This is a genomic window from Altererythrobacter lutimaris, from assembly GCF_013371495.1.
Classification (GTDB): Bacteria; Pseudomonadota; Alphaproteobacteria; order Sphingomonadales; family Sphingomonadaceae; genus Erythrobacter; species Erythrobacter lutimaris_A.
This window is the reverse complement of record NZ_JABWTA010000001.1, coordinates 2,420,553-2,442,815: the sequence shown is the minus strand read 5'-3', so window position 1 is coordinate 2,442,815 and position 22,263 is coordinate 2,420,553. Positions and strand designations below refer to the sequence as shown.

Below are 22,263 nucleotides of genomic sequence, written 5' to 3'. Positions count from 1 at the left end.
TTATTGGTTTGCGCACGCCCATCCGGGCGCGCGTCCTCACCGCTATTCCCTCCGCTTCGCTGCGGGGCGGTTGCGGGCGGGCAGTCGCCCTTGCGGTCACACGTGACCGTTTGGTCCAAGTCTGCGAGAGCAAGTGCCTGCGACTCAATGCTCGCGACCGAAGTCCGGCGCAGCATCATCCTGACCTTGCTCGATAATCGAGCGGCGGATCGCGCGGGTCCGGCTGAAAAGCTCATGCAAGGTCTCGCCATCGCCTGAGCGGATCGCCCGCTGAAGCGCGGTAAGATCTTCGCTAAAACGTCCGAGCATCTCCAAGACAGCGGTCTTATTGCTTAAGAACACATCCCGCCACATGATGGGATCACTCGCCGCAATACGCGTGAAATCGCGAAAACCACCGGCCGAATATTTGATGACTTCGCTGCGCGTCACGTCTTCCAGATCGCTCGCTGTGCCCACGATAGTATAGGCAATTAAATGCGGGATATGGCTCGTCACTGCGAGGACGAGATCGTGGTGCTCTGCATCCATAATCTCGATCTTAGAGCCAAGCTTCTCCCAGAATGCGCTGAGGTCGGCGACGCCTTGCTGGTCTGCGCCTTCAGGCGGCGTCAGGATGCACCAGCGATCAGCGAAGAGCGTAGCAAAGCCTGCATCCGGCCCGCTTTGCTCAGTCCCTGCGACAGGGTGTGCAGGGATGATAGTATGGCCCGGCAAAGCTTCGGCGAGCGCTATCGCTACGCTTTCCTTGGACGAGCCAACGTCAGAAATGATCGCATGGTCAGGCAGAGCTTCCGCGATCGAGCGCGCCGCTGCACCCATCGCGCCAACGGGCACGCAGAGCACGACCAGATCCGCCTCGCGAACCGCCTCGGCAGCGCTTTCCGCAACTGCGCCAACAAGCCCGCGCTCCGCCGCACGTTTACGCACGTCCGCGGAAGCGTCAAAGCCTGTCGTTTGAATGTCCGATGCGCGCTCTTTGACCGCCAAGCCGATTGACCCGCCCAGTAGGCCCAGCCCGATAATCGCCACTTTCTGAATGCTCATCCGGTCTCTCCGCAAAGCGTGCGAAGTGTTGCGATGACGTCTTCCATGTGAGCTTCATCACCGATGGTGATGCGCAAGGCCTGCGGAAGGCCTTGCCCTGGCAAATGCCGCACCGCATAGCCACTATCCGCCAGCGCTTCGAGCGCTTGCTCGGCTGTGACAGCGCCTTCAAACAGCACCAGCAAGAAGTTCGCTTTGCTCGGGATAGCGCGCAGCCCGTGATTGCCGAGCGCTTCGACGGCGTGTGTCAGCTTGTCCAGCCCTGCCGCATTGTGGTCGCGCGACTGTGTGACAAAGCCCTGATCACCGATTGCAGCCAATGCCGCCGCCTGGCCGCTCGTGGTCACATTGAACGGTCCGCGAATGCGGTTGAGCACATCGATCAGGCCCGGCGCGCCGGTCGCCCAGCCAACACGCTCTCCGGCAAGGCCATAAATCTTGGAGAAGGTCCGCGTAACGAGAACATTGTCATGCGCTGCTGCCAAAGCGAGGCCGCCATCGTCCTCACCGTCGGACAAGTACTCCGCATAGGCTTGATCCACGACCAACAAAACATCGCTCGGAAGACCTTTATGGAGCCGTGTGACTTCACTAGCGGGCAGATAGGTGCCGGTCGGATTGTTGGGATTGGCGATGAACACGACTCGCGTTTTGTCTGTCACCGCAGCGAGCAGCGCATCGACATCGATCCCAAAATCTGTGTCCGGTGCTTCGACCGGCGTCGCGCCGCAGCGCCGCGCAGCAATGTCATAAACGGAAAAACTGAAGCGGCTGAACAGCACTTCATCGCCTTCGCCTGCAAACCCTTGCGCAACGAGATTGAGCAATTCGTCCGAGCCGGTTCCGCACACGATCCTTGCTGGATCGATCCCGTGCAACTGCCCGATTGCTGTGCGCAGCTCGACAGAGTCCGGATCAGGATAAGGCGCAGGCTCTTCAGCTGCAGAGCGCGCTTTCAAAGCCTCTGGCGAGCAGCCGAGCGGGTTCTCATTGGCTGAGAGTTTGACGAGCGGTTTGCCGCTCGCACCCTTGGCCTTGCCGGGGACGTAGGCATGAATGGATGTGATCCAGGGCTTGGGCTGAGGCGCGTTAGACATAGCGGCACGGCGCATAACGCATTCGCACACGAAAAACAGCACAATTGACACGCCTGCTTCGCTCGCCCAATCGGCTCAGCCTATGGCCACTGCTTCGCCTTCGCAAAGCGTCACGCTTCCCTCTCCGCTCGCGCTTGATAGCGGGCAAGAGCTTGCGCATGTCGAAATCGCCTATGAAACCTATGGCGATCTCAATGCAGACAAGTCCAACGCGATCCTGATTTGCCACGCACTGACTGGCGATCAATATGTCGCGAGCACGCATCCCATTACCGGCAAGCCGGGCTGGTGGGAAAAGATGGTCGGACCAAGCCTACCGATCGATACGGAGCGCTATCACGTAATCTGCGCCAATGTGATCGGCAGCTGCATGGGTTCGACCGGACCTGCCAGCGACGCGAGCGATGGCGCGCCTTACGCCATGCGCTTTCCCGTCATCACGATCCGCGACATGACCCGCGGGCTGGTGAGCTTGCTCGATGCGCTCGGCATAGAGCAGCTCCACGCGGTCGTCGGCGGTTCGATGGGCGGAATGCAAGCGTTGAGCCTTGCGGCCAACTGGCCCGAGCGCGCCGCACGCGTGCTGGCAATTGCGACAACTGCGCGGCATTCAGCGCAAAATATCGCTTTTCACGAAGTGGGTCGTCAGGCGATCATGGCGGACCCCGCTTGGCATGACGGCAATTATTACGCAGCAGACGCACGGCCCGACAACGGTCTCGCTGTGGCGCGCATGGCAGCGCATATCACTTACCTTTCGGAAGAGGGCCTCACGGAGAAGTTCGGACGTCGCTTGCAAGATCGCCCAGATGGAACAAAGGGCGCAAAGAGTTTTGGCTTTGACGCAGATTTCCAGGTTGAAAGCTATTTGCGCTACCAAGGCAGTGGCTTCACGCAGCGCTTCGATGCGAACTCCTATCTCTATATCACCCGCGCGATGGACTATTTTGATCTGGCCGAGGAGCATGGCGGCAGACTTGGCGATGCATTTGCAGGCCATGCGATGGGCAAAGGCGCGCGCTTCTGTTTAGTCAGCTTTGACAGCGACTGGCTCTACCCGACAGCGGAAAGCCGCCACATTGTCCACGCTCTGAATGCAGCCGGCGCTCCGGTGAGCTTTGTCGAGCTGTCAGCGCCATTCGGGCATGACAGTTTCCTGCTCGATGTGCCTGCATTGGACCGCGTGATCAAAGGCTTCCTCGATGGCTGATACGCTCCGCCCAGATCTGGCTGTGATCGCCAAAGCCGTGGAGCCCGGCACGCGCGTGCTCGACATTGGCTGCGGCGATGGCGCGTTGATGGCCGAGCTTGCGTCGAAGAGCGATGTCGATGCGCGCGGTCTTGAGATTGATCCTGAACAGGTCGAGCGTTGCGTCGCGCGTGGACTATCCGTCGTACAAGGCGATGCGGACCGGGACTTGATCAATTACCCGGACAAGGCATTCGACTATGCGATCCTCAGCCAGACGCTGCAGACGGCCGAGCGGCCCGATCGGATGCTCGACGAACTGCTGCGCGTAGGCCGCAAAGCTTTCGTCAGCTTTCCCAATTTCGCGCATTGGCGCACGCGCTCAGCGCTGATGTTCGGCGGCCGCATGCCGGTTACGCGCGCTTTGCCAGTGAGCTGGTACGCCACGCAGAACATCCACCATGTCACGATTGACGACTTCCGCGAACTCGCGCGAGAGAAAGACGCGCGGATCGCGCAATCCTGGTATTTCGCCAACGAAAAGCAAATCGGCGCGACAGGAGCTAACTGGCGCGCCGAGTTTGCGGTGTTCGAATTGAGCCGCTGAGCGGGTCTGTTCAAGCGAGGACCTCCCGCCCCGCCTCCCCGCCCGGCCACCAAATATACTCTTAGAATATGGTGGTCGGGCGGGGAGGCGGGACGGGAGATGCCGCGGGTTCACAGCAGTGAACCCATCAAAATCATGGCCGGTGAAGGGCGCAAAGTTTGTTACCGTCGGGATCGCGCAAATAGGCCAGATCCATCGGGCCCATCGTGCTGTCGCGGCGACCAGGAGGGTCTTCGCAGGTAGTGCCGCCATTAGCGACACCGGCATCGTGCCAAGCTTGGACTTGATCCATGCTGTCGCACTTGAAGCCGATTGTACCGCCATTGGCGAAGGTCGCAGGGTTACCGTCGATCGGCTCGCTAATGCCGAAGGTCCCGCCATTGTGGTTCCAAAACGCGCGATGGATACCTTCGTCGGTTGTGTGCAACATCGGATCGCCCGCGCCGAGCGTTGACAGGACAGCAGAATAAAACGCCTTCGATTTCTCAAAATCGTTCGCGCCAACCATAATGTGATTGAACATAGTTTGGGTTCTCCTTTGAAACTCAACTCATGCCTAGGCCCCCGCAGAACAGCTGACAAGCACTCGCTAGTGCACGGTTCATCTTTGCGCGCTATAACGCACCCTATGACCAAAATTCTTCTCGCCGCCGCACTGCTTGCAGCTCTGCCCGCAACAGCCACTGCTCAGCAGGACAATGGCGCTTCGTTCGAACCGGCAAGCGTCCAGTTGTCGCTGGAAAATCAGACGCTTCTGCGTTGTTCAGCAGCATTTGCGCTGGTGAGTTTCGGGCAGGAAAACGGTAATGAAGCTGCTCTCGCATGGCCTAGGCTGGATCCTCGCGGTCAGGAGTTTTTCGTGCGCTCGCTTGCGAAGCTGATGGATGACACAGGCCTCACACGCGATCAGGTGTCCGCGCTTGCATCGCTTGAAGCGCAGCGCCTGCTCGATGAAGACCAGGTCGATGCTGTCATGCCTGCCTGCCTTGCCATGCTGGAAAGCTCAGGAGTCTAAAGCGGCTCGTTCAGGTTTTGCTCAGTTAAACTGAACTAAAAGCAAGCCAAGCCAAAAATCTGACGAAAGGACTGCCCATGCGTGCGTTCGCTGCGGCGGCGACAATGTCGCTCGCCTTCACTCTTCCTCATGCCGCTCTCGCGCAAGAGGCCATCCCTGACGAGACAGGTGCCGAGATGAGCGCACTTGTCGAGCAGCTCACTGATCCCCAGCAGCAGGAGCGCGCTTCGGATATGGTCGGCGCGCTCAGCGAATTGATGCTCGCTTTGCCGATCGGGAAGTTCATAAATGCAGCGCAAGAAGCAACCGGCGAGGAAGCCGCAGACGTTGCTGAGGATGCAACGGTTCGCGACATGATCGGCGAAGAGGCAGACGAATTGCCTTCCCAAATATCGGAACGCGTCCCGCAAATGATGGGGCTGCTCGCAGGGCTTGTTGAAGGCCTTGATGAAATGCGTCCTGCATTGATGGAGCTTGGCGAAACGATGCGCGAGCGTGTCGAAGAAACGTCGGAATCCTGATCCAGGCTAACTCTTGAGAAAGCGCACGGGGTACAAAGCCATCCCCGTGCGCCAGATTGCGTTGTTCTGATCTAGACGACGCGCAGCCCTTGCGGCATTACGAAGTTAACCATGTGGCGTCTCTATCAATTTCCGCTGTGCCCCTTCAGTCGCAAAGTCCGCTTGCTGCTGGGCGAAAAAGGCGTGCCGTTTGAACTGGTGCGCGAAGACCCGTGGGCGGCGAGCGACATGTTCTTCAATCTGAACCCAGCGGGTCGCACTCCGGTGATGGTTCATGCCGAACAAGAGCTGGTTCTGTCAGACAGCCGGGCGATCTCCGAGTATTTCGAAGAGACCGTCGATGCAGCACCTATGATCAACGGGCCTGCCGCCAATCGCGCGGAGATCCGGCGGCTTGTCGCGCTGTTCGATGAGAATTTCTACGCAGATGTGACTGCGCCCTTGCTGTCAGAGCGGATGAAGAAACGCATTGTGCTGCGAGAGCCACCAGACTCGCGAATGCTACGCGAAGCCATGCGGCTGGCTCATGGGCATTTGGATTACATGGACTGGCTCATTGACACGCGGCCTTGGCTTGCAGGGCCTACCATGAGCATGGCTGACCTTGCCGCTGCGGCACAAATTTCCGTCGCTGATTACCTCGGCGGGATTGACTGGTCAGGTCACGAGCAAACGCGCGGCTGGTATTCCGTCTTCAAGAGCCGCCCAAGCTTCCGCCCCTTGCTGACGGAACGCATGGAAGTGATCCGCCCGCCCGCGCACTATGCCGAGATTGATATTTGAAGGGCGTCATTGTGTTTCGCGCACCCATCCGGGCGCGCGTCCTCAGTGCAGTTCCCTTCGCCCAAAATTGGCTTTGGGCTGCGGGGCACTAGCTGACGGGCGGTCGCCCTTGCGGTTCGCTGGTTGCGAACCGATATTGGGACCTGATTGAAAGGCTCCGCTATGACCGATAACCCGAAAGATCTGACCGATGCTGAGTGGCGCGAGCGCCTGACGCCTGAACAATACCATGTGCTGCGCGAAGCAGGCACAGAGCGCGCGTTTACTGGCCAGTATGACAAGCACTATGAGGAAGGTGAGTACACCTGCGCCGGTTGCGGCACGGTCCTGTTTGAAAGCGACACCAAATACAATTCCGGTTGCGGTTGGCCTGCGTTCACTAAGCCGGAGAGCGACGCCAAGATCGAAGAAAAACGCGATGTCAGCTTCGGCATGATCCGCACAGAAGTTCTCTGCGCCAATTGCGGCGGGCATCTGGGCCATGTGTTTCCCGATGGGCCGCAAGATCAGGGTGGCATGCGCTATTGCATCAACTCGCTGAGCCTGGATTTTGAAGGCAAAGACGAAGACTGAGGCACCTGCGCGATCCAATCTCGCCTGTTTTCCCGTTCACGCCGGGTTAGGTTTGCCCTATGCAAGTGCAAAGACAAGGTCGGGGCGCTGGTCGCCTCACAATAGGGTGGATCAACCAGCAATCCGATGTCACGGCGCGGCGACAAAATTTCCAACAAAGGCAAACGCGGAAGCCGCAGGGCAGCGACTGAACGCAATCAGTCGTCAAAGCCCAGGCGCTCGCGCCCTGCCCGGCGCGCAAGCAAGGCCAAGTCTGAGCCGACTGTGATGGGAACCTGGATCAAGCGCATAGCAATTGGCGGCACGCTTGCTGTTCTTGTCGGCCTTGTCGCTTTGCTGATCGCCGTCGGGACGGCGGTCAGCAATCTGCCGAGCTTCTACCAGCTCAAGACGACGCAAAACGCGCAGACCATTCTGGTGCGCGCACGCGACGGCAGCGAGATCGTAGAGATCGGGCCGAGCTTTGGCGAATGGCTCGACCATGACGAGATCCCGCAAACGATGAAAGACGCGATGATAGCGGTTGAAGACAAACGCTATTACTCGCATTTCGGGATCGACCCGATCCGTCTGACCGGTGCCATTGTCGAAGGCATGACAGGCGATGATCGCATCGGCGGTACCTCGACCATTTCTCAGCAGCTCGCGCGGAATCTATTCCTCACAAACAATCGCTCACTTGACCGGAAGGCGCGCGAAGCCATTCTGGCGATGGCGCTGGAATGGAAGTTTTCCAAAGCGCAGATCCTCGAGCTGTATTTGAACAAGGTCTATTTCGGGGGCGGCGCATATGGGATCGACAGCGCGAGCCGAACCTTCTTCAGCCATCCAGCGGAGACACTTTCTACCGCAGAGGCTGCGATCATTGCAGGCCTCGTCAAATCGCCGAGCAATTACTCGCCAACGGCAGATATCGATGCGGCCGTCGGTCGTGCCCGTGTTGTTCTCGGCCTGATGGAAGAACAAGGATATATCACTTCGGCAGAGGCAAGCGTCGATGTCGACGCCGTAAACCTGAAGAAAAGCCAAGGCACGAATTCTGTCCGCTATTTCACGGACTGGGCGCTGCCCCAGCTCGATATCCTGCTGCCAGAAACCTATGAATCGCTTGAAGTGTGGACGACGATCGATGTCGATATGCAAAAGGCAGCGACTGAAGCGATCCGGAAAAACACGCCGGGCGATACGCAAGGCGCGCTGGTCAGCCTCGATCGAGATGGCGCAATTCTCGCGCTGGTTGGCGGCAAGGATTACGTTGAAAGCAATTACAACCGGGCGACCAATGCGATGCGTCAACCCGGATCGTCTTGGAAACTGTTTGTCTATCTGGCCGCGCTGGAGCGGGGCTGGACGCCGGATGACCGGATTGTCGATGAGCCTGTGACAATTGACGGGTGGAGCCCGCGTAATTCCAATGGCCGCAATCTCGGCGAGACCAATCTGCGTACGGCCTTCGCGCTGTCGATCAATACAGTCGCCGCAAAGCTCGGCTCAGAAACCAGTTTCGGAGCGGTTGCCAGCATGGCGCGCCGGTTCGGCATCAGCTCTCAGATCTCCGCATATCCGTCGATGGTGCTCGGCTCCAACGAAGTGCGTGTGATCGAGATGGTGCAGGCTTTTGCAGCGATCCAGGCGAAAGGAGCATCGGTCGCGCCTTACGGTATCACACGCGTCACGACCGCAAGCGGCGAAGAAATCTATCGCCATGAGCCACCGCGGCAAAGCCAGCTCATCCCGGATTATGTTGCAGCCGGTATGACCGACATGCTGCAAACGGCCGTCAATACCGGCACTGCGAGGGCGGCCCAAATCGGACGCCCAGTCGCCGGCAAGACCGGCACAACAAACTCCAACAAGGATGGCTGGTTTGTCGGTTTCTCCAGCGGGATCACAACCGGCGTTTGGATGGGCCGCGATGATGCGAAAGCTGTCCGCGGCCTGCAAGGTGGACGCGCTCCCGCACGCGCCTTTGCGGACTTCATGGTCAAAGCTGTTGCAGACCGTCCTGTCGAGGAATTCGACACAGAAGTGAACCTGCCCGGCTGGCAGCTTGAGCCTGATGAAGACGTGTTGTTCGGCGATCCGGATGAATATTACTACATCGACGAGCAAGGCAATCTGATCGAACCGGGTGGCCCACGCCTTGTCCCTGGCGATATTCCGCTCGGCCCTGATGGCATGCCGATCCCACGCGACGGCGTACAGCCAGCAGCCCCCGACGATTTCCTCGACCGGGCAACCGGACAATCAGAGCCGCAGAACTTCAACGAGGCCTTTCCCGATGTACGGCGCGGCAGCGACCCACCTCAGCCGCCCATGCCGCGCACTATCCGGCCTTCTGAGCCGCAGCGCGAACAACAACCACCTCCGCCACCTCAATAAGCCTTGCCGGCTAGCAACAGGGGAGCGTACAAAAGAAAAGGCGCTGCAGATCGCTCTGCAACGCCTTTCTTATTCGGGCTAAGGCGCGCTAGTAGCGCGTCAGCGCAAGCGCACTGCCACGTAGCGTGGGTTAGCAATCCTGCGCGATTTCACAGTCAGCAAGACGCTTTCACGGTCTGCTTCTTCTGCAGCGAGGATCGCTTCCTCAAGTTCAGCCACGGAAGCGACGCTGCTGTATTGTACCTCGAGGATGATATCGCCGCGGTCGAGCCCTTTGCGAGCGGCATCAGCATTGCGATCGACTGCGCTGACGACAACGCCGTCTGTGTCAGCAGGTACCCCAAGCTGGCGCGCGATTTCCGCAGTTAGCTCTTGCACGGCAATGCCGAGTTTCTCTTCGATTGCGCCGCCATTATCTTCCGGCATTTCTTCCGCTTCCGCATCCGGATCGAAGGTCTGCTGCATTTCGCGCAGCGCATCCTCGTCTGGTCGCTTGCCGATTGTGGCATTAACGGTCATGCGGCGACCCTCGCGGATCAATTCGATCGGAACGCGCGTGCCCGGTTCGATATTGGCAACAATGAAGGAAAGCGTGTTTTCGAGCGTAACTTCGACGCCATTGATCTTTGTGACAATGTCGCCCGCTTCGATCCCAGCCAGATCAGCTGCCATGCCAGGCTGTGCGTATTGGATGATCTCTCCACGATTGCGCGGCAAGCCCAATGCATCAGCCATATCGCTATTGACGGGCTCAATATTCACGCCAAGGAAGCCACGTTCAATTTCCTGACCGGCTTTCAACTTCTCGACAATCGGTGCAGCGATCTCTGCAGGGATAGCAAAGCCGATCCCGACGCTGCCACCGGTGGGCGAAATAATCGCATTATTCACGCCGATCACATTGCCTTGCATGTCGAACAGTGGTCCGCCCGAATTGCCCCGGTTGATGCTGGCATCGGTCTGGATGTAGCGCTCATAGGCACCGCCGCGACCATTGGGCGGTGTGCGCAGAACAGCCGAAACGATACCGCTGGTGACGGTGCCGCCAAGACCGAACGGATTGCCGATTGCAATGACCCAGTCGCCTTCGCGTGCTTCTTCGCTGTCGCCAAATTTGACGAATGGGAAAGTTTTGTTGGACTTGATCTTGAGTACGGCCAGATCGCTCGGCTCATCCGCACCCACCAGCTCGGCCTCATATTCCGTGCCGTCCGGCATAGTCACTGTGATCTCTTCCAGCGTGATCGTCGGGCCGCGACGACCATTCCGGTTCGTCGGCGGAGAGACAACGTGATTGTTCGTAACGACATAGCCGTCCGATGAAATGATAAAGCCCGAACCAAGCGATTGCGCTTCGCGCGTTTGCGGCTGATCACCCTGACGTCCGCGGAACATGCCTTCGAGCGGCGTTCCGGCAAACGGATTGCCTTCCACTTCAACACGCTGGCGGGTCGCAATATTGACAACCGCCGGCTGCAATTGTGCGGTAAGATCCGCAAAGCTTTCCGGCGCGCCAGCGCGCGGAACAACGCGCGCCATCTGGGTTTCGTCATTCTGTGCGACCTGCGCACCGGCCGGATAGCCCGTTGCCAAAGATACTGCAGCACCACCCACCAGCAGAGCTGTCGTCAATCCATAAACGTAACGCATCGGAGCTTTCGTCCTCTTCACTTCAATCGGTTTTTACCGCCTGCCAGAGCCAGCCGTCAGGCGTTTAATGTAGGCTCACAAGAAGCGATTGCCACTGAACCGCAATTGAACAGCGCAAACCGCTAGCCGACCTCAATCTGCCGTTCGTCGAGCGCTAAACGCGCTTCTTTTAACGGCCCCCGCGGAACTGACGCAGATACTCATTATCCGGTGACAGGATGATCGAGCTCTCCCCGCGTCCTTCTCCGGGCGTGAACGTCGCATCATAGCTCTTCATCGCACGGTAGAAGTCGTAGAACTCCGGATCCTTGCCGAAGGCGTCGGCATAAGTACGAGCCGCTTCAGCATCTGCTTCTGCGCGAATCACGACCGCATCACGCTGACCTGCAGCACGGATCGTCCGCGCCTCACGCTCACGATCAGATTCCATCCGGCGGAACGCCGATTGCAGCGGCGCGTCAGGCAAGTCCGTGCGCTTGATCTTCACATCGATAACTTCTGCGCCATACTGACGCGCTTCGCGGTCGAGATTGGTCCGAACATTGGCAAGCGCAGAGCCGCGCTCAGCGGTCAGCATTGCCTGGAATGTGCGGCGGCCGAGTTCCTGACGTACCGCAGAGTTCAGGATCGGCTCCAGCGCGTTACGCACGCCATCGGTAGTTCCGGCACGTTCCACCATGCGGATCGGATCGACAATGCGGAACCGCGCATAGGCGTTGACCAGCAGACGCTGCTGATCGTTCGAGAGCACTTCTTCGTCAGTCATTTCGAGATCGAGCAAGCGCTTCTCAATCCGCCGAACCGAATCGATGAACGGCACGCGCAAGTACAGCCCGGGCTGAGTTGTCCCGCCCGGCGTGTTCACGGTGCCAACCGGCTCACCCGTACGGACAATAACAACCTGCTCTTCTTCAGGCACAACATAGGCGCTGAGTGAGAGGATAACCCCAAGCCCGATCAGGGCGAGGAACGCTAAACGATAATTCTGCCACAGATTGCTCATGATTACTGACCCTCCTGCGCAGGAACCGGTGGCGCATTGCGCCGGCGATTGATTTCAGGAAGCGGCAAGTACGGTGTCACGCCATCTGTCTCGATTATCGTCTTGTCGGTTTGGCTGAGCACGCGCTCCATTGTCTCGTAGTACAAGCGCTGGCGGGTCACCTGCGGAGCAAGCCGATACTCTTCATAGACCTTGTCGAAAGCCTGCGCTTCACCTTCGGCCTGTGCGAGCACTTGTTGCGCATAACCGCGTGCTTGGTTGCGCGCAGCATCTGCGTTCTGCTCAGCGACCTGCACATCGCGGAAGGCATCGACCACTTCAGCGGGAGGATCAGCCTTTTCAATCTCGACACCCAAAACGTTGATCCCGGCATTGTAGCGATCAAGCGTTTCCTGCATACGCTCGCGCACATCCTGCTGGATCTCTGAGCGGCCTTGACCGGTGAAGGTCTCTTCCAGGTTCTTTTCAGCGATCGCTGCGCGCATTGCGGCCTCTGCCACTTCCGCAACCGTATCAACCGGCTCAGCGAGGCGGAATTTGAATTGCTCCAGATCCTTGATGTTCCAGCGAACGATATAGCTGAGGTCTACAAGGTTCTGGTCGCCTGTCAGGATCAGCTTAACCCCTTCGCCAGAGCCCGGGATCGTCAACACACGAACACCGCGCACATCTTCTGCGTCAACGACTTCAATCGGGTAAGGCGCAGAAAAGTTCAGCCCCGGCTCCATCGTGCGGGTGTAATTGCCCAGCGTCTTGACCACAGCTTGTTCCTGCGGACCGATCAGATGCGTACTGGTGCCCACAACCGCGAGTCCAACCACGCCAATAATAATGAGCGGCAGCCAGCTTTTGCCGCCGGGACGCTCAGGCAAGCGGAGGCCCGGCCCGCCAGGACCGCCGCCACGCCGACGCGGACCTTCCGGACCGCGGTTCTTGAAAATGTCTTCAATACTTGCGGAGCGGCGTCCTTTGCCGCCACCGCCGGGAAGCCAGGGATTGCGCGGGCCATCTCCGGAATCGCCGCCGCCGGAAGACGCATCGCCCCCGCCGCCGTCTCCACCAGAGCCTTTTCCACCCCCTGAACCACCCCAGGGACTCTTGCCTGCCATAGCGAGGCCAATCGATTGCCGAATTGCGTTCAACATGTGCATATCTGTCTTATAGGAAGCCTGTGTTGGAAAAACAGGGGTTGCAGCGAGGAAATTGCTGCTAGTGGACGGCTCTCATGAACCAAGTTCAATTGATTGACCACCTGCCAGAGGAAATTGCTGCGCGCGTCAAGTCTGCACGCATGGTAAATACGCGTGCAGTGGTGGTCGCGGATGCATCCGGTCTCGACGGGAAGCAGCGCAGCGAAATTGAGCAGTCCATTTCCGATGCTCTGGGCGCACTGGATGACGTGGAGGAAGTGCGCGTTGCTATGATGGCGGACAAGCCTGCGCGCCGCATGATCGCCATCGGGTCAGGAAAAGGCGGTGTCGGCAAATCGACGCTTACAGCAAACCTTGCTGTCGCACTTGCGCAGATGGGTCACAAGGTCGGCGTGGTCGATGCGGACATATACGGCCCTTCGCAGCCGCGGCTGCTCGCGAAAGAAGACGAGCGGCCAGAAGCCGTGGACAACAAGCTGATCCCGCTTAGCAGTCCGCATGGGGTGAAGGTCCTCTCCATGGGTCACTTGGTAAAGCCAGGCAAAGCGCTGGCCTGGCGCGGACCGATGGCCGGCGGCGCTTTGGGTCAATTGGTGGAGGCCGATTGGGGCGATTGCGATCTTCTGTTGATCGACTTGCCGCCGGGTACCGGCGATGTGCAGCTTTCCATGCTGCAAAAACACAAACCTGATGGTGCTGTTCTCGTCTCGACCCCGCAAGATCTCGCGCTGATTGATGCTGCGCGTGCAGGCCAGCTGTTCGACCAGGGCGAAATCCCGATCATTGGCTTGGTTGAGAACATGGCAGGCTATGTCTGCCCGCATTGCGGCGAAGCATCTGATCCGTTTGGCTCGGGCGGAGTGGAAACCGCCGCACAGCGATTGGAACTGCCGTTTCTTGGTCGCATCCCGCTCGCCATGCCGATCCGTGAAGCAAGCGATGCTGGCAAACCGCCTGCGCTTGATGATGCTGCAGGCGAGCCATTCCGCGCTATCGCACGCCAGATCGACACTTGGCTGAGAGCGGAGGCTGCGTCCACATGACCTGGACCCGGCGCGGCGTTTTGACAGGGGCAGCCGTGGGCGGCGGGCTTGTCGCTGCGTGGTTCCTGATCCCGCGCAGCTATCCTTATCCGCTGATCGCCGATGAGGATGAAGTCGCGTTTGATGCATGGCTGAAAATCGGGCGCGACGGGGTCGTCACTGTCGCGGTCCCGCAGCTTGAGATGGGCCAAGGCGTCACCACCATTCTCCCACAGATTATCGCGACAGAATTGGGCGCGGACTGGCGGCAGATTGCCGTCGAGCCTGCACCTGTCAGCGCGGCTTACGCGAATATTCCGCTTGCTGCGAAATGGTCCGCCTTGTGGATGCCCTTCGCAGCAGGCCTCGCTGATGAACCCGATGCGATCCTCGCCAAACGTTTCGCACATCGCGCAAGGTTCAATGTCACAGCTGAAGGCACAACGCTCGCAGCCTATGAAGAAGCTTGTCGCTATGCCGCAGCGGGCGCACGCGCTGTTCTGATGCAGGCAGCAGCTGACCAATGGGATGTCGCTTGGGAAGAATGCGAAGCGCGAGATGGCTTTGTCACACATGGCGACAAACGCTTGCGCTTTGCCGAGCTGGTCGACGCCGCAGCAGAGCTATCCCCGCCTGATCCGCCGCCCTTGCGCCCGGAAGCACCGGCAGAAGAGATCCTGCCCGGAGAAGCCGAAGGCGAGACGGCTTTCCCGCGTATTGATCTGCCTTCAAAGGTTGACGGATCGTATCGCTTCGCAGGCGATGTTCGACTGCCCGATATGGTGTTTGCGGCGATCCGGCACGGCCCGCTCGACCAGTCCGAGCTGACCGATTTCAACCCATTCAATACGCGCGGGGTGAGCGGAACTGTCGGCGCAGTCAAAGGCAAGCGCTGGCTGGCAGTGGCTGCGACAACGTGGTGGGCAGCCGAACGCGCGCTCAGCCAGATGGATGTGCGCTTCGACGTAGGCTATGACGTCGATAGCGACATCATGGCAGAACGGCTTGCAGGCGCCATGAAAGACGGCGAAGCGCATGAAATTGCGCGCGTCGGCGAAACCGACAGAGCCTTTGCAGCCCCCAATGTCTCGCGCCTTTACGAGATTGATCCTGCACTGCACTTGCCGCTTGAGACTGCGAGTGCGACTGCACGCTTCGATGGTGATCAGCTTGAGCTGTGGATCGCGACTCAAGCGCCAGAACGCACGCGCTACACTGCCGCCAAAGCTCTCGCTATCGAGACCCGAAATGTGGTCCTTTACCCGATGCCGGCGGGGGGCAGTTTCGATGCACGACTTGAAGACGATCACGCGATCGAAGTCGCACTCATCGCGCGCGAGCTTGAACGCCCGGTGCAGCTCGTCTGGTCGCGCTGGCAGGATATCTTGCGCACTCGCCCACGCGCTCCTGCCCATGTCCTTATGTCAGCCAAATGGGCGGGCGATGGCAGCGCCGGTTTGCAAGCCTTGAAAGCTCGTATCGCCGCCCCGTCCCATGGCGTGGAATTCGGCAAGCGCATGTTCGACAACCGCACCAGCTGGACTGCGATTGCAGAAAGCGAAGGCGCAGCCGATCCGCTTGCCTGCGAAGGAGCGATGCCGCCTTACGCAGTGCCCGACAAACTGGTCGAGCATGTACCTGTCGAAGTGAGCCTTTCAACCGGGCGCCAGCGTGGTAATGCGCATGGCTACACTTGTTTTGCGATGGAAAGCTTCGTGGATGAAGTTGCCAAGCAAAACGCCCGCGAGCCTCTATCCTACCGCATGACCATGCTGGGAAGCGATCCGCGCCTAGCCGCTTGCCTCCAACAAGCCGCACGCCTTGCAGAATGGGATGGCGGCGCGGACCAAAGCGGCAAGGGCCTCGCCTGTCATCGCATTGGCGATGTTGAAAGCGGCGGACGCATTGCTTGCATCGCGACCGCACGCGGCGGTGAGAATGGTTTTATCGTCAATCGCCTTGTTGCAGTTTGCGACATAGGCCGGATCGTCAATCTCGACATTGCCCGCCAGCAGATTGAAGGCGGTCTTGTGTTCGGGACAGCCATGGCACTGGGCGCAAGCACGCAATATCGCGCGGGGCTTCCTGAAACGCGCGCGCTTGGCGATTTCGGACTGCCTACGCTCGCCGATTGCCCTGAAATCATAGTCGACTTCATAGCAAGCGAAGCGACGCCAGCAGACCCGGGCGAGCTTGGCGCGGTCGTCGCAGCGCCCGCCATTGCCAATGCGCTTCATTCAGCAACCGGGTTGCGCTTGCGCCGTCTGCCGCTACTGAGCGGCGGGTTATGACAATTGCGCAACACCGAGGCCCTTTCTCGACAGTCAATTGCTTAAGCGGCAACCTTTTGCACTGCTCGCGGGTTAGCCTTGCGTGACCTGGACCGCGCAACACCTTCCGGCTGACCATACACCTGTCAAAAGCGGACGGATCGGCGTGTTGCTCGTCAACCTAGGCACGCCGGAAGCGCCTGAGCCTGCCTCAGTAAAGAAATACTTAGCTGAATTCCTTTCCGATCCGCGGGTGATCGAGATACCGCAAGCGATCTGGCAAGTGATCCTGCGCGGCATCATCCTGAACGTACGGCCACGCAAAAGCGCTGAGGCTTACAAGAAAGTATGGACTGACCGCGGCTCTCCACTGGCAGTCATCACGCAGGATCAGGCGGCGGGAATGGCAGGGAGGTTCGGTGATGGCGTGATGGTCGATTGGGCGATGCGTTACGGTAATCCTTCGATCCCGGACCAGCTCGACAAATTGAAAGAAGCTGGGTGCGACCGGATCTTGCTTGCCCCGCTCTACCCGCAATATTGCGGCGCGACGACGGCGACGGTTGTCGACAAGGCCAGCCGCTGGCTCAAGAAGCAGCGCTGGCAACCGGCGATCCGGACCTTGCCGCCTTATCATGACGACGCGCTCTATCTCGATGCGTTGGAAGCCGACATTACACGCCAGCTGGAAGCCCTAGAATTTGAGCCTGAAGTGCTGTTGCTGAGCTTCCACGGGATGCCCGAGCGCACACTGCTTCTTGGCGATCCCTATCACTGCCACTGCCAGAAAACCGCGCGGTTGCTTGGCGAGCGCTTGGCGAAACCCGGTCTTCGGATCGAAACGAGTTTTCAGTCGCGCTTTGGCAATGCCAAATGGCTTGAGCCTGCGACAGACGACACGCTTGTCTCCGAAGCGGAGAAAGGCACAAAGCGTCTGGCTGTTGTCGCACCCGGCTTTGCAGCCGACTGTGTCGAGACGCTGGAAGAGCTCGCTATTGAAGGTCGAGATGAGTTTCTGGAAGCAGGCGGCAAGCAATTCGCGGTCCTCTCCTGCCTCAATACGTCTCAAGCCGGCATGCACATGCTCGAAGCTATCTTGCGACGTGAACTGTCAGGCTGGATTTAGTATCGCACCTCGCTTACACCTATGTAGGTTGTCATTAAGAACCTTCATTTAGGACCCACAGCCATGGCTACACTTGCAGAACCCCCAAAAGCTCAATCGGCGCCCAAGCATTGGACAGAAGGTCGCCTTGACGGGGAGGACCTCGCTCACATTCCGGGCGATGCCGGATGGCCAATTGTCGGCAACACTTTCACCATGCTGGCAGACCCGCACGGCTTTGTGCGCAAGATGGTCGCAGAGCATGGCCGGGTTTACAAAACCCGCGCGTTTGGCGGGTGGCAGGTTGCGCTGATCGGTCCTGATGCAAACGAACTGCTGCTGTTCAACAAGGACAAGATCTTCTCAAGCGAGCAAGGCTGGGGACCGATCCTCGATCAGCTGTTCCCGCGCGGGTTGATGCTGATGGATTTCGATCATCACCGAATTGATCGCCGCGCGCTATCGATCGCTTTCAAGCCTGAGCCGATGCGGCATTATGCAGGCTCATTGAATGCCGGGATCGCGCGCGAAGTCGCGACTTGGGCGGACAAGCCGATGACGTTTTATCCAGCGATCAAGAAACTGACGTTGGACCTCGCCGCAGACAGCTTCATCGGCATCCCCTGGGGTCCGGAGGCCGATGCGATCAATACCGCCTTTATCGACATGGTGCAGGCATCCGTCGCGCCGGTGCGCAAGCCGCTGCCGTTCACGCAGCTCAAGAAAGGCGTTGATGGCCGCGCTTTCCTGGTCGACTATTTCACTAAGGAGACGCATCGCCGCCGTGCAGAAGGCGGGGGGCAGGACATGTTCAGCCAATTCGCGACCGCAACGCGCGAAGACGGCTCGCTGCTGCCGGTCGACGAAGTTGTCGACCACATGAACTTCCTGATGATGGCAGCGCATGACACGATCACGTCAAGCGCGACATCACTGATCTATCTGCTCGCAAAGAACCCGGAATGGCAGGAAAAGCTGCGCGATGAAATTATCGCGGTCACAGGCGGACCCGATGGCTCGGGCAAGCCGCGTGCGCTATCGTATGACGATCTTGGCAAGCTTGAACTGACGGAGATGGCGTTCAAGGAATCGCTGCGGATCATGCCGCCTGTGCCCTCCACACCGCGGCGCGCATTGAAGAGCTTTGAATTTGGTGGCTACACCATTCCGGCAGGCGCTTCAGTCGGCATCAACGCGCATTACGTTCATCGCGATCCTGAAATCTGGCCGGAGCCGGAAAAGTTTGACCCGATGCGCTTCACGCCTGACAAGGTGAAAGCGCGACACAAATATGCATGGGTCCCGTTTGGCGGCGGCGCGCATATGTGCCTTGGACTTCATTTCGCTTACATGCAGGTGAAGATCCTGATGGCGCAGCTGCTCCAGCAATACCGGATCGAAGTTGCCGAGGGTTATGAGCCGGACTGGCAGCCCTGGCCGATCCCCAAGCCCAAAGATGGGCTGAAGGTCACGTTCAAAACCCTCTAAAAATCAATCGCGATTCCGTCTTTTTCCCAGTCGCCATAGCGAGTGGGGGAAAGCTCGCGCGGTTCGTCCTTTTTGGGATCAACGGCCCTGGGTTTGGGCGGCGGATCGTTGCTCCAATGCGCGGGCTTCTTGAAAGCTTTCGCTGCGTCTGACTTCTCTTTTGTCATACTCCTATAATGCGCACACTGGCGGTTAGTTTCAATCGCAGCTAGGCGTGCGCGTGATGGCCCAACCTCCTGGAATTCATGCGCGGCGCGGCGCGCTCAAGCTGCTCGATGCTGTGCTGCGGCGCGGGGAGACGATCGAGCAAGCACAAGGTGCAGCGCTTAAAGATATCCGAAAACCTGCTGACAAGGCGCTGGCCCTCGCGCTGGCGAACGAAGCGCTGCGCTGGATGGTGGATCTGGATACGCTGATCGACAGCGCGACGAAGAAACCGCTGCCCGATGACGCCAAACCGCGCATGGTATTGCGGCTCATGCTGGCAGGCTGGCTGCGCCTGGAGACACCCCCGCATGCGGTTATCGCTACCGGCCTGCCATTGCTTTCCGGCGGGCCGCGGCGTTTGGCGCATGGCGTATTTTCGACGCTGAGCAGACGCGAAGTGGCTCTGCCTGAAGTGCCAACACTTCCCGCAGAAGTTGCTGCGCGTTGGGACGAGAATGCGGCACTGATTGCACAAGGTCTCGCTCTGCCGCCTGAAGTTGATCTGGCAGTTAAGGACATAGCAGCAACCGAGCAATGGCAAGCCAGGCTAGGCGGCGTCAGCCTGATGCCCGGCCATGTCCGGATCCCGCGCGGCACCGCCATCGACAAGCTTGAAGGCTATGCCGAAGGCGCATGGTGGGTGCAGGATTTGGCCGCGCAATTGCCTGCGCATTTGCTAGGCTCTGGCGAAGGCAAGCATGCGCTGGACTTGTGCGCTGCGCCCGGCGGCAAAACCCTGGCGCTCGCGCGAAATGGCTGGAAAGTGACCGCGCTTGATATCAGCAAGCGGCGGCTTGGCTTGCTCAAGGAGAATCTCAAGCGCACCGGATTGAAGGCTTCGACCGTTCGCGCCGATGCGCTGAATTGGGAACCCAAGCATCAGTTCGATGCGATCCTGCTCGATGCGCCTTGCACGGCGACCGGCACTTGCCGCCGCCATCCTGACGTGTTGCACCGCATCGGTTCACGCCAGATTGAAGAGATGGCGGAGCTGCAAGCCGGGCTGATTGAGCGCGCTTCCGGCTGGCTCAAACCCGGCGCCACTCTGGTCTATGCGGTCTGCTCGCTAGAGCGCGAGGAAGGCGAAGAGCAAGCGGCTCAGATTGACCTCGATCCCTCGCCAATCACCGATTCGGATTTGCCTGATGGCCTTGCACCAACCCCTGAGGGATGGTTGCGAACGCACCCCGGTATGATCTTTGAAGAAGGCGGGCTTGACGGCTTCTTTGTGGCGCGCTTCACTCGCTAAGCTTACAATTTTACGCGCAAGAAATGTGCGCGGTCGTGTAACCAAACACTTGTTGCTCGCGAAACCGGTTGCAACGACAACAACCAGACAGCCTCAGGGAGGCCGCACATGAAACGTATAATTCTTCTCGCACTCACACATGCTGGCGCTCTTGCCATCGGTTTTGCAGCAGGCATTTTTTACCTGCCCATCCTCACCGCAGAAGCTGCGCCAGAGGCTTCCGTTCTTGAACAGCAAGCCGCAAGCGCGGAATACTCAGCTGAGCTGACCCGCGATTTGCGCGGTAGCGACGGCCTGCATTGGGGCGAAGGCACGATCAGCGTATCAGAGACTGCGATCTCGCATCAGGGCGAACTTTCCCCCGGCCCGGACTACAAAGTCTATCTGACCAAAGAGTTCGTTGAAGACGAGGCCGAATTCGAAGCGATCAAAGCTGATGCCGTTCGTATCGGCGATGTAAAGAGCTTTGACGGCTTCCTGCTCGATGTCCCGGAAGGCGTCGATGTGAGCGAATATACTACCGTGGTGGTGTGGTGCGAAACCTTCGGTGAGTTCATCACTGCCGGGCAGTATCGCTAAGCTGTAGAATCAAGAGGGGGCGAGCAATCGTCCCCTCGCCTAGCTCACTCTGATCAGGATCTTCCCTTGATGCGCGCCGCTTTCCAGATGACGGTAGGCCGCAACCGCATCATCGAATGCGAATTCCTTATCGATCGTCATCGCGATGCCATTGCTGGCGAGCACATCAATGGCCTGAGCAAGCATGCTGCGCGAACCACTGGCGATCCCTTTGATCAAGATGTTCTTGCCGATGATCTCGCCCTGGCTTGCCGTTGCGCTGTCCTGAGGCGTTCCTGACAAAGCGCCAAGTGTTCCAATGCGGCCATTGACGCCGGTCGCGGCCACTGTCTGGCCAAGAGCCGGAAAGCCCAGCGTGTCGACTACAACATCTGCGCCGCGACCGCCGGTTACTTCCAGAAGCGCTGCCGCCCAATCTTCACGCTCGCGGTAATTGACTGTGAAATCCGCACCCATATCGCGCGCTTTGGCGAGTTTCTCATCGCTCGAAGACGTGATCGCGAAGTCTGCACCAATTGCCTTGGCAAGTTGCAGGGTGAACATCGAGACCCCGCCGGTGCCTTGCGCGAGCACGAGCTTGCCCGGCTCAGCCCCACCGAAAGCGACCATGGCATGCCACACCGTGCCGCCAACGACGGCAAGCGTCGCTGCGGTTTCATCGGAAATGGCATCCGGCAGTTTTATGGCTGCGCTCGCTGGCAGAGTAAGCTTTTTGCGGAGCCAACCATCAGCGGTCACACCCAAATCCTGCGCAAACACACCAAAATTGTAGCCTTCAGGCTCCAGCCAGGTGACGAAATGCGGCGCGACCACACGGTCGCCGACTGCAAAACCACTGACGCCTTCACCGACAGCTTCGATCACGCCCACACCATCAGAGAGCGGCACGCGCGTTTCAGGAAGATCGGTTCCGTAAACCCCGCCAAGCACCATCAGGTCGCGGTAGTTGAGGCCAGCCGCGATAACCCGCACCTTCAATTCACCGGGCCCCGCTTCAGGCTCTGCCATTTCGCCCGGTTGCAATCCGTCAATGCCGCTACGCGGGCCAATCTGCCATGCTTTCATTGTTCTCACGCCTCTCTGACCGGTGCGAACACGCGGTCGATGAATTCCTTGACCTTGGCCTCACGGTCAACGCTTTCGCCGCTCTTGGCTTCTTCAAATGCAAGCAAGCGCTCTTCCTGAACCCAGACTTCCTGCGCCAAGTTCATCACCACAGCGACGAAGCGGTCCATGCCAGGATCAGCGAAAAAACGCGGGTTGCCTTGATCATCGTAAAGCGATGTTGGCGCGTCTTCGGGACGCAGCGGTTTGTCTTCGCTCAT

At 59.1% G+C, this 22,263-nt stretch carries 22 protein-coding genes; 13 read left to right on the top strand and 9 right to left on the bottom strand.

Annotated features, from left to right (window positions below; translation table 11 throughout):
- Positions 1-144: 144 nt before the first annotated feature.
- Together HUO12_RS11895 and hisC are read right to left on the bottom strand one after the other, a co-directional pair.
- A complete protein-coding gene (locus HUO12_RS11895; protein WP_176273802.1) occupies positions 145-1,047 on the bottom strand; it encodes a prephenate/arogenate dehydrogenase family protein in 903 nt (300 codons plus the stop codon).
- On the bottom strand, positions 1,044-2,144 hold the full coding sequence (gene hisC, locus HUO12_RS11890; protein WP_176273801.1) for a histidinol-phosphate transaminase: 1,101 nt from the start codon (positions 2,142-2,144) through the stop codon (positions 1,044-1,046). Before hisC ends, HUO12_RS11895 begins: the two co-directional genes overlap by 4 nt.
- A gap of 82 nt (positions 2,145-2,226) precedes the next feature.
- On the opposite strand from hisC, the gene metX reads away from it, so the two are divergent.
- Both metX and metW read left to right on the top strand, forming a co-directional pair.
- A complete protein-coding gene (gene metX / locus HUO12_RS11885) occupies positions 2,227-3,354 on the top strand; it encodes a homoserine O-acetyltransferase MetX (RefSeq protein ID WP_176273800.1) in 1,128 nt (375 codons plus the stop codon).
- Complete coding sequence (gene metW / locus HUO12_RS11880) at positions 3,347-3,940, top strand: methionine biosynthesis protein MetW (protein ID WP_176273799.1); 594 nt, start codon at positions 3,347-3,349, stop codon at positions 3,938-3,940. The genes metX and metW overlap by 8 nt, the downstream gene beginning before the upstream one ends.
- Positions 3,941-4,073: 133 nt before the next feature.
- On the opposite strand, the gene HUO12_RS11875 is transcribed toward metW, so the two are convergent.
- Positions 4,074-4,463, bottom strand: a complete 390-nt coding sequence (locus tag HUO12_RS11875; RefSeq protein ID WP_176273798.1) for a VOC family protein — start codon at positions 4,461-4,463, stop codon at positions 4,074-4,076.
- 105 nt (positions 4,464-4,568) lie between these two features.
- Here HUO12_RS11875 and HUO12_RS11870 point away from each other — a divergent pair, with 105 nt between their 5' ends.
- The 5 genes from HUO12_RS11870 (at position 4,569) to HUO12_RS11850 (ending at position 9,214) form a co-directional block, all read left to right on the top strand.
- Positions 4,569-4,955 (top strand): hypothetical protein, encoded by a 387-nt coding sequence (locus tag HUO12_RS11870; protein ID WP_176273797.1) that lies wholly within the window; start codon positions 4,569-4,571, stop codon positions 4,953-4,955.
- A 77-nt stretch (positions 4,956-5,032) separates the two neighbouring features.
- The gene (locus HUO12_RS11865) at positions 5,033-5,476 is read left to right on the top strand and encodes a hypothetical protein (RefSeq protein ID WP_176273796.1); all 444 of its coding nucleotides are present in this window, start codon (positions 5,033-5,035) and stop codon (positions 5,474-5,476) included.
- Positions 5,477-5,587: 111 nt separating this feature from the next.
- Complete coding sequence (locus HUO12_RS11860; protein ID WP_176273795.1) at positions 5,588-6,259, top strand: glutathione S-transferase family protein; 672 nt, start codon at positions 5,588-5,590, stop codon at positions 6,257-6,259.
- Positions 6,260-6,421: 162 nt separating this feature from the next.
- Positions 6,422-6,832 (top strand): peptide-methionine (R)-S-oxide reductase MsrB, encoded by a 411-nt coding sequence (gene msrB, locus HUO12_RS11855; protein WP_176273794.1) that lies wholly within the window; start codon positions 6,422-6,424, stop codon positions 6,830-6,832.
- Positions 6,833-7,099: 267 nt separating this feature from the next.
- Complete coding sequence (locus HUO12_RS11850) at positions 7,100-9,214, top strand: transglycosylase domain-containing protein (protein ID WP_232367388.1); 2,115 nt, start codon at positions 7,100-7,102, stop codon at positions 9,212-9,214.
- Positions 9,215-9,313: 99 nt separating this feature from the next.
- Here the strand turns inward: HUO12_RS11850 and HUO12_RS11845 are convergent, their stop codons facing one another.
- From HUO12_RS11845 to hflK, 3 genes are all read right to left on the bottom strand, one after another.
- Entirely contained in the window at positions 9,314-10,864 is a 1,551-nt protein-coding gene (locus HUO12_RS11845) for a Do family serine endopeptidase (RefSeq protein ID WP_176273792.1), read from the bottom strand.
- A gap of 169 nt (positions 10,865-11,033) precedes the next feature.
- Positions 11,034-11,867, bottom strand: coding sequence for a protease modulator HflC (gene hflC, locus HUO12_RS11840; protein WP_176273791.1), 834 nt, complete (start codon positions 11,865-11,867; stop codon positions 11,034-11,036).
- Positions 11,868-11,869: 2 nt separating this feature from the next.
- Complete coding sequence (gene hflK, locus HUO12_RS11835) at positions 11,870-13,018, bottom strand: protease modulator HflK (protein ID WP_232367387.1); 1,149 nt, start codon at positions 13,016-13,018, stop codon at positions 11,870-11,872.
- 269 nt (positions 13,019-13,287) lie between these two features.
- Here hflK and HUO12_RS11830 point away from each other — a divergent pair, with 269 nt between their 5' ends.
- From HUO12_RS11830 to HUO12_RS11815, 4 genes are all read left to right on the top strand, one after another.
- The gene (locus HUO12_RS11830; RefSeq protein ID WP_232367509.1) at positions 13,288-14,061 is read left to right on the top strand and encodes an Mrp/NBP35 family ATP-binding protein; all 774 of its coding nucleotides are present in this window, start codon (positions 13,288-13,290) and stop codon (positions 14,059-14,061) included.
- On the top strand, positions 14,058-16,331 hold the full coding sequence (locus HUO12_RS11825; protein WP_176273789.1) for a molybdopterin cofactor-binding domain-containing protein: 2,274 nt from the start codon (positions 14,058-14,060) through the stop codon (positions 16,329-16,331). The genes HUO12_RS11830 and HUO12_RS11825 overlap by 4 nt, the downstream gene beginning before the upstream one ends.
- An 82-nt stretch (positions 16,332-16,413) precedes the next feature.
- The gene (gene hemH / locus HUO12_RS11820; RefSeq protein WP_176273788.1) at positions 16,414-17,436 is read left to right on the top strand and encodes a ferrochelatase; all 1,023 of its coding nucleotides are present in this window, start codon (positions 16,414-16,416) and stop codon (positions 17,434-17,436) included.
- 63 nt (positions 17,437-17,499) lie between these two features.
- A complete protein-coding gene (locus HUO12_RS11815; RefSeq protein ID WP_176273787.1) occupies positions 17,500-18,903 on the top strand; it encodes a cytochrome P450 in 1,404 nt (467 codons plus the stop codon).
- On the opposite strand, the gene HUO12_RS11810 is transcribed toward HUO12_RS11815, so the two are convergent.
- A complete protein-coding gene (locus HUO12_RS11810; RefSeq protein ID WP_176273786.1) occupies positions 18,900-19,070 on the bottom strand; it encodes a DUF1674 domain-containing protein in 171 nt (56 codons plus the stop codon). The genes HUO12_RS11815 and HUO12_RS11810 overlap by 4 nt on opposite strands.
- 56 nt (positions 19,071-19,126) lie before the next feature.
- Between HUO12_RS11810 and HUO12_RS11805 the strand changes: the two genes are divergently transcribed.
- The gene (locus tag HUO12_RS11805) at positions 19,127-20,359 is read left to right on the top strand and encodes an RsmB/NOP family class I SAM-dependent RNA methyltransferase (protein WP_176273785.1); all 1,233 of its coding nucleotides are present in this window, start codon (positions 19,127-19,129) and stop codon (positions 20,357-20,359) included.
- A 108-nt stretch (positions 20,360-20,467) separates the two neighbouring features.
- Entirely contained in the window at positions 20,468-20,938 is a 471-nt protein-coding gene (locus tag HUO12_RS11800) for a DM13 domain-containing protein (RefSeq protein ID WP_176273784.1), read from the top strand.
- A gap of 39 nt (positions 20,939-20,977) precedes the next feature.
- Here the strand turns inward: HUO12_RS11800 and HUO12_RS11795 are convergent, their stop codons facing one another.
- The gene (locus HUO12_RS11795; protein WP_176273783.1) at positions 20,978-22,003 is read right to left on the bottom strand and encodes a zinc-dependent alcohol dehydrogenase family protein; all 1,026 of its coding nucleotides are present in this window, start codon (positions 22,001-22,003) and stop codon (positions 20,978-20,980) included.
- Positions 22,004-22,008: 5 nt separating this feature from the next.
- Positions 22,009-22,263, bottom strand: a complete 255-nt coding sequence (locus tag HUO12_RS11790) for a hypothetical protein (protein WP_176273782.1) — start codon at positions 22,261-22,263, stop codon at positions 22,009-22,011.